Source organism: Pseudomonas sp. (genome assembly GCF_035277045.1).
GTDB lineage: Bacteria > Pseudomonadota > Gammaproteobacteria > Pseudomonadales > Pseudomonadaceae > Aquipseudomonas.
Window position 1 is genome coordinate 1 of sequence record NZ_DATELE010000122.1, and the last position, 5,457, is coordinate 5,457.

General features: G+C 62.4%; 12 protein-coding genes and 1 pseudogene. 2 read left to right on the plus strand and 11 right to left on the minus strand.

Going from position 1 to position 5,457, the window contains the following annotated elements:
- Positions 1-77 precede the first annotated feature (77 nt).
- Positions 78-260, plus strand: coding sequence for a type II toxin-antitoxin system HicA family toxin (locus tag VJS90_RS05300; protein ID WP_324119748.1), 183 nt, complete (start codon positions 78-80; stop codon positions 258-260).
- A gap of 73 nt (positions 261-333) precedes the next feature.
- Positions 334-759 (plus strand): type II toxin-antitoxin system HicB family antitoxin, encoded by a 426-nt coding sequence (locus tag VJS90_RS05305; RefSeq protein ID WP_324119750.1) that lies wholly within the window; start codon positions 334-336, stop codon positions 757-759.
- A gap of 149 nt (positions 760-908) precedes the next feature.
- On the opposite strand, the gene VJS90_RS05310 is transcribed toward VJS90_RS05305, so the two are convergent.
- The 11 genes and pseudogenes from VJS90_RS05310 to VJS90_RS05360 all read right to left on the minus strand — a co-directional run.
- Positions 909-1,298, minus strand: a complete 390-nt coding sequence (locus VJS90_RS05310; protein ID WP_324119752.1) for an antiterminator Q family protein — start codon at positions 1,296-1,298, stop codon at positions 909-911.
- Positions 1,299-1,305: 7 nt separating this feature from the next.
- Entirely contained in the window at positions 1,306-1,443 is a 138-nt protein-coding gene (locus tag VJS90_RS05315) for a hypothetical protein (RefSeq protein WP_324119754.1), read from the minus strand.
- A gap of 176 nt (positions 1,444-1,619) precedes the next feature.
- Positions 1,620-2,921: a site-specific integrase gene (locus tag VJS90_RS05320; protein ID WP_324119756.1), complete on the minus strand. Its 1,302-nt coding sequence runs from the start codon at positions 2,919-2,921 to the stop codon at positions 1,620-1,622.
- On the minus strand, positions 2,918-3,349 hold the full coding sequence (locus tag VJS90_RS05325) for a VRR-NUC domain-containing protein (protein WP_324119758.1): 432 nt from the start codon (positions 3,347-3,349) through the stop codon (positions 2,918-2,920). The genes VJS90_RS05320 and VJS90_RS05325 overlap by 4 nt, the downstream gene beginning before the upstream one ends.
- Positions 3,346-3,579 carry a hypothetical protein gene (locus VJS90_RS05330; RefSeq protein ID WP_324119760.1) on the minus strand — a complete coding sequence of 78 codons (234 nt, stop codon included), beginning with the start codon at positions 3,577-3,579 and terminating at the stop codon, positions 3,346-3,348. Before VJS90_RS05330 ends, VJS90_RS05325 begins: the two co-directional genes overlap by 4 nt.
- An 11-nt stretch (positions 3,580-3,590) precedes the next feature.
- On the minus strand, positions 3,591-3,887 hold the full coding sequence (locus VJS90_RS05335) for a DUF1364 domain-containing protein (RefSeq protein ID WP_324119762.1): 297 nt from the start codon (positions 3,885-3,887) through the stop codon (positions 3,591-3,593).
- The gene (locus VJS90_RS05340; protein WP_324119764.1) at positions 3,884-4,087 is read right to left on the minus strand and encodes a hypothetical protein; all 204 of its coding nucleotides are present in this window, start codon (positions 4,085-4,087) and stop codon (positions 3,884-3,886) included. The genes VJS90_RS05335 and VJS90_RS05340 overlap by 4 nt, the downstream gene beginning before the upstream one ends.
- Complete coding sequence (locus VJS90_RS05345; protein WP_324119766.1) at positions 4,084-4,374, minus strand: hypothetical protein; 291 nt, start codon at positions 4,372-4,374, stop codon at positions 4,084-4,086. Before VJS90_RS05345 ends, VJS90_RS05340 begins: the two co-directional genes overlap by 4 nt.
- Positions 4,374-4,559, minus strand: a complete 186-nt coding sequence (locus tag VJS90_RS05350) for a DUF1382 family protein (protein ID WP_324119767.1) — start codon at positions 4,557-4,559, stop codon at positions 4,374-4,376. Before VJS90_RS05350 ends, VJS90_RS05345 begins: the two co-directional genes overlap by 1 nt.
- The gene (locus tag VJS90_RS05355) at positions 4,559-5,353 is read right to left on the minus strand and encodes an ATP-binding protein (RefSeq protein ID WP_324119769.1); all 795 of its coding nucleotides are present in this window, start codon (positions 5,351-5,353) and stop codon (positions 4,559-4,561) included. Before VJS90_RS05355 ends, VJS90_RS05350 begins: the two co-directional genes overlap by 1 nt.
- Positions 5,343-5,457: pseudogene (locus tag VJS90_RS05360) on the minus strand (phage replication protein); the annotation flags it as partial. The gene VJS90_RS05355 and the pseudogene VJS90_RS05360, both read right to left, overlap by 11 nt.

A 5,457-nucleotide genomic window follows, 5' to 3' on the forward strand; every position in this document is an offset into this window, starting at 1 on the left:
CATTGAATACCTCAAATCTGCTTTAAATAAAGCAAATTTGAGGTATTATGATCTTATCAAAACGAGGGAGCGAGGTGATGAGCTACAACGAGTTCAAGAGATGGCTGATATCCCAAGGCGTCCAGTTCACGAAAAGCAAAGGACGTCATATTTGGAAAATCACCTACAACGGCAATCAGACGGTCTTTCCGGATCACGGCGCCAAGGAGATGAAAGAGCCGACCCGGAAAGGAATAATCAAGCAACTGGGGCTCAAATGAGCCCCACCCTTGAACTCGAAACTCACCTCGCTTCGTCGCGAGTCTTCTGCGCTAACACTGAAAGGAGCCAGATATGTACGACTACCCCTTGACGGTGCATACCGACGAGAACCCTGGCCTCGCGCTGACGTGCGATGCGATCCCAGAATTCAACGCTGCTGGCGACGATCTGGCTGAAGCAATGGCTGAGGCGATAGACGCAATGGAAGCCGCGCTGTCGATCTATGTAGATCAGCGACGAACCATTCCACCCGCGCCAGAGCCGCTGGATGGCCAGCCCGTGCTTTTGCTCCCGAGCCTTACCGTGGTCAAAATTGAGCTATGGAATGCCATGATGGAGCGCGGAATGCGCAAAGCTGACCTATGCCGGCTGCTCGGTATCAGCCAGAGCCAAGGTGACAGGCTCGTTGACTTCCTCCATGGATCGAAGCTGGAGGCGCTGGAGCAGGCACTGAATGCTTTGGGTAAACGATTGGTGATTCATGCAGAAGCTGCTTAGGGGCCTCATCCGGGCCCTTATTAGGTTCTCATAACCATCAACCCCGCAAGCATAAAACCCCGGCTCTGGCCGGGGTTTCTCTGTGTCGCGTTTCTTGCAAGCTGGACACGCTGCTATGAAAACAGGTGTTTATCCGCGCGGAAAGCTTTTTATGCAGCTTCGCGCAGCTGCTCAAGAGCGCAATCGATCCAGGCCACTCCAGTGTTGATCAACTCGCGCGCTTTGGCTTCACCCATCTTGTGCTCGCGGGCGATCCGCAGCGCCGGCCACTTAGCACCGAAGTACAGCCAGACGAAGCCACCCATCTGTGGGTCGCGCTTGTTCAGCCTGGCTACGGCGCCGTCCACCGCGAGCGCTAGGTCGTCCGTGATCACGTACTGTTTGAGCCCACCTTCGGCAGGGACGTTGTCACGCATCAGCGCATATAGCGGGCAGACGTACTGAGGCACGCCCATCCCATCCATGCGCCACCAGCCCCACTGCTCCAGCATGTATGCGGTGTCACCCAGGGCTTTATCAACATAGGTTCGCTTCTTCATGTATTCCTCAATCCCCAGTGTAATTCGTGCCGCCGGCGCCGCGGCGGTTGTTCGTTTGGTATTGCCCTTCCGGACCGCTCATGTTGGCTGGACGCTGGCGTTCGGCCTGTTGCTCCAGTTCGCGCAGTCGCAGGCCGAGCTGCATAGCCAGCTCTTCGAGCGGTAGCGGCTCACCCGTAACTGCTGACACCCAACCCGAAACGTTGCAGGTCATACAAGGGCGTGGCCCAAAAAGGCCGCTGGTTGTGGCTTGGCCGCCACATCCTGGGCACGCAGTCAGCGGTATTCGTTGCAGGGAAAACCCAGGTCGGCGGCCCTTTTTCAGCATTTCGAATCCTCGCTAATTACAAATGCGGTAAGGTCGCCCGAAGCCACGGCATCAGCGGCCTGTGGCGAATTCTGCGAATTTTCAAATAAGGCCTCTGTAAGGCGGTGAATGGCCTTGAAGCCAATCCGGTCAAGCCACGCATGCCACTTCTCCAGAGCCTGCCGACGCTGCTGCATGGCCTGGGTGTGGATGTAGGTGCTGGCGATCTTCCCGAGCGTGTGGTTCAGCAGCATCTCGCCGATGTGGCCGTCGATGCCCAGGTCAGTCCAGGTGCTGCGGGACACCTTGCGCAGGTCGTGGCTGGTCCACTCACGCTGGCCAAGACGGGTGAACACGGTGCTGGCCTGGGTCTCGCTCAGCGGCAGCCCGCGCCGGTTCGGGAACAGGTAAACGCCCCCGTAGCCCTGGGCTTGCTGAATCGCCCGGTACCGGGCCAGCAGCGCCTTGATCTGGCCGGTCAATGGCAGGCGGTGCTCGGTCCGAGTCTTGGTGTTTGCCGCCGGGATGAACCATTCGGCCGCGGCCAGGGAGATATCGCCCCAGCGCGCCATGCGGGTCTCGCCGATCCGGGTACCGTGGCCCAGCATCATCAGGGCCAACATGGCATCGCCCGGCGCTGTCTCGAAGGCCTGTGCCAGCTGCTGCATCAGCTCGGGCAACTGCACATCACGCAGGCGGGCAGCCTTGGGCAGGATCTTGGCGCGGGTGAAGTCGCTGAAGCGCATCCCGGCCATAGGGTTGCGGTCGATCAGGCCCAGCTGCAGGGCCTGGCGGAAAGCGGTCAGCAGCAGCGCGAACATCTGGCGCAGGTAGGACAGCGACACCTCGGCCTGGCACGGCCACATCAAGTGCTTGTCCAGCGCGTCGGCATTCACGTCGGCCATGGCCAGGTCATCGAGCCGCGGCTTCAGGTGTTGCGCGATAGCAGACCGGGCACCGGCCTTGCGCTTTGCCGACAGCGAGCGGTCACGAGCCATGCGGTCGCCGTACCAGTCGAGCAGCTGGCCGACGGTGACCATGCCCGAGGCAACTGGCGCAGTGGCAGGGTTGCGGGCCAGGCGCTGACGTATTGCGGGCAGTTCGGCGATCACGGCCGCCACACTCAGGTCGGGCCAGCGAGCGATCGGCACCCACTTCTTGCCGCGCACCAGGTGCCAGGTGCCACGCTCGCGGTTGCTCCAGAAGCGCAGGTACAGGCCGGGGTGACGCGGGTCGCGCAGGTCACGCACCGATTTGTCGGCCACCTGCCTACGCACCTCGGCCTCGCTCAGCTTCACTTCTCGGGTCGCGCTCATGCGGCCACCACGGTCTTAGGCAGCAGCAGGTAAGCCCGGAGCGCCTCCATAGCGTCAACCGGACCCCGGCAGACGATCGCCAGATACCCTTGGTCCATCAGCGCTTGAATGTAGGCGTCCTGGCTTGGCGACACGGCGGCATCGAATGGCGGCTCAGCCTTGAACTCGATGTACAGGCCGAAGTACCCGCCGCGGGCCATCGGCAGCACTAGGTCCGGCACCCCCGCCTTGACGCCCTGCCCCTTGAGCTTGACCGCGACCAGCTTGTGCCGGTGCCCGCCGTTGGGTACGTGATAGATCAGCCGGAACGCCTCGGGGAAGCGCAGCTGCAGATGTTCCATCAGCGCAGCCTGCTCCAGGCCTTCCCGGTCGACTGGTTTTGCCCGCGGCTTTCTGGCCCGCACTGCCTTCATGCTCGCTGGCTTCACTGCTCTGCCTTCCCAAGCTGGCCTTGGATCTTTGCGAAGCCCTCGGGGGACACGAAAGCCCGCCCGCCGAGCATGATCACGGTGTCGCAGGGAACTTCTTTGCTGCGCAGGCGATAACGAAGGCTCGGGGCGTTCTTCCAGTGACACCATTTCCGCTCTGTCTTCCAGCGAATGGTTTTTGTCTTGGGCAGGTAGTCACTGACGTAGATCGGGATGCCGCTGAATGTCATGGCTGGGCTCATCATGCGGCCACTACCCCCTCACTGATCAGCTGGGCCTGGGTGCGCATGACGCCCTCGGCGTGGTACTGGCGAGCTTCGGCGCGGCTGATGACCTTGCTGCGCCCGTCGCACGCATCATGGCAGGCAGCGCAGGCCCAGGCGCCTTGCAGATCGTTCGGCTTGAAGCCCACGCCGCAAGTGCCGGCCATGCGGTAGTGCGCCAGGACGGTTGTTTCCGGGTTGCCGTTGCAGACGCCCGGGATGCGCACCTGGCACTCCCGACCGCGCGCGGCCTTGGTCAGCTTGGATTGCCTCATGGGCGGTGCTCTCCTTGAAGATCGACAACTTCGAATGCGGATGGCCACATGCGCACGCCGTGCAGCCGGGCCGATTGCTCGTCGCGGTACAGGGCAACCGGCGGCCGGGGCTGGTGGCTGAGGCCAAGGGCGTGGCTGTGGCAGTACAGCGCATAGCGGTACTCAGCAGGATCAGGCGGCAGCAGCATTTGGGCGCTCATGGCGCCACCTTCAGGCCTTGGGCCTCGATCGCACGCCGCACGCCGGGAGGCGGCAGCATTGTTCCTACGTTGGTCGCCCATTCAGCAGGCAGCTCCACCACCACGGCCTCGCGGGAGGCCTTCCAGGCCCAGTACGCCAGCCGAACCATGGGGTCACGGTAATCGCCGTTCTCCTGTCGCCATGCGAGGTTGGCTCTGGCGCGCTGGCGGATATCCTCGCCGCAGCACTTGGCCATCTCCTCGACGTATGCTGCCTCGAACTGCTCCCGGTTCTTGTTGGCGTCCATCAGTGCTGCTCCTCGGCTTCGGAGATGACCGCCATGCGCTCAAGTCGCTCGGCTGCCTGGCTGGCCAGGTTTACGTGGTCGGCCTCATCCACCACCGGCATGCATACGAAATGGATGCCGTGCTTGACGAAAGCGTTGGCCACTTGGAGCGAATTACGCAGCTGTATTGGAGTGGCACGCTTCATTACACGCCCTCCTTGCCGCGCTGCGACTCCCAGGTGAACGGCAGCACAATCACCCCACCCTCGCGCAGCCGGTCAGCCGAGCGCTCGCCCATGGCCGCGGGCAATTCCTTTACGCCCAGGTTCGAGATCACGATGGTCGGCAGCATCTTCTCGTAGCGGCCGTTGATGATCGAAAACAGGCGGCTCAGCTCGAAATCGCTGGGCGTCTCTTTGCTTGCCCCGACCTCGTCCAGAACCAGCAGCGTGGGCTTGATCAGGGCGTCGAGGATACTGCCCTCGGTCTGGCCCGAGCTGCCGTCGAAGGTCGCGCGGATCGACTGGAGGATACCGCCCAAGGTGCGATACGCCGCGGTGTGTCCGGTGGAGGCCATGACGGCCTGGGCGACGGACACCCCGAGGTGGGTCTTGCCGGTGCCGGGATTGCCCACCAGGATCATGCAGCGCCCCGCTTCCAGGTTCTGCTCGAACTCCTGGGCGTACAGCTCGCAACGGGCCTTGGCTTTGGCCTGGCCAGGATTGGTGGCTTGGTAGGCCTCGAACGTCTTCTCCTTGAACCGCTTGGGGATCAGGGCATCACCGAGCTTCCAGGCCAGCTCATGGCGATGACGCTCTACCGCCAGCGCGGTGTTTTTGGCGGCCTGCAGGCGCTTGCACTCCGGGCACGGAGACCGGAAGGTGCGGCTCAGGACATGCGTGACGGTGGCCTGGTACTCGCCGTGCTCTTCGCAGACGGCCATCGAGGTCATTTGCGGGCTAGCCATACTGGACAGGTGAACCACTTTCTCAGAATGCATACGAACCATCCTCCCGGGTAATCAGGCCGTCGGTGTAATCGCGGTCGGCGAAACCGTGGTGATTGGATTTTGCAGATGGGGCCTGACGGCGGTTGTCTTGGACG

Bases quoted from the DNA above. Each gene is read 5' to 3' on its own strand.
- VJS90_RS05300 (WP_324119748.1), top strand. From the start codon at position 78: ATGAGCTACAACGAGTTCAAGAGATGGCTGATATCCCAAGGCGTCCAG.
- VJS90_RS05305 (WP_324119750.1), top strand. From the start codon at position 334: ATGTACGACTACCCCTTGACGGTGCATACCGACGAGAACCCTGGCCTC.
- VJS90_RS05310 (WP_324119752.1), bottom strand. From the start codon at position 1,298: ATGAAGAAGCGAACCTATGTTGATAAAGCCCTGGGTGACACCGCATAC.
- VJS90_RS05315 (WP_324119754.1), bottom strand. From the start codon at position 1,443: ATGCAGCTCGGCCTGCGACTGCGCGAACTGGAGCAACAGGCCGAACGC.
- VJS90_RS05320 (WP_324119756.1), bottom strand. From the start codon at position 2,921: ATGAGCGCGACCCGAGAAGTGAAGCTGAGCGAGGCCGAGGTGCGTAGG.
- VJS90_RS05330 (WP_324119760.1), bottom strand. From the start codon at position 3,579: ATGACATTCAGCGGCATCCCGATCTACGTCAGTGACTACCTGCCCAAG.
- VJS90_RS05335 (WP_324119762.1), bottom strand. From the start codon at position 3,887: ATGAGGCAATCCAAGCTGACCAAGGCCGCGCGCGGTCGGGAGTGCCAG.
- VJS90_RS05340 (WP_324119764.1), bottom strand. From the start codon at position 4,087: ATGAGCGCCCAAATGCTGCTGCCGCCTGATCCTGCTGAGTACCGCTAT.
- VJS90_RS05345 (WP_324119766.1), bottom strand. From the start codon at position 4,374: ATGGACGCCAACAAGAACCGGGAGCAGTTCGAGGCAGCATACGTCGAG.
- VJS90_RS05350 (WP_324119767.1), bottom strand. From the start codon at position 4,559: ATGAAGCGTGCCACTCCAATACAGCTGCGTAATTCGCTCCAAGTGGCC.
- VJS90_RS05355 (WP_324119769.1), bottom strand. From the start codon at position 5,353: ATGCATTCTGAGAAAGTGGTTCACCTGTCCAGTATGGCTAGCCCGCAA.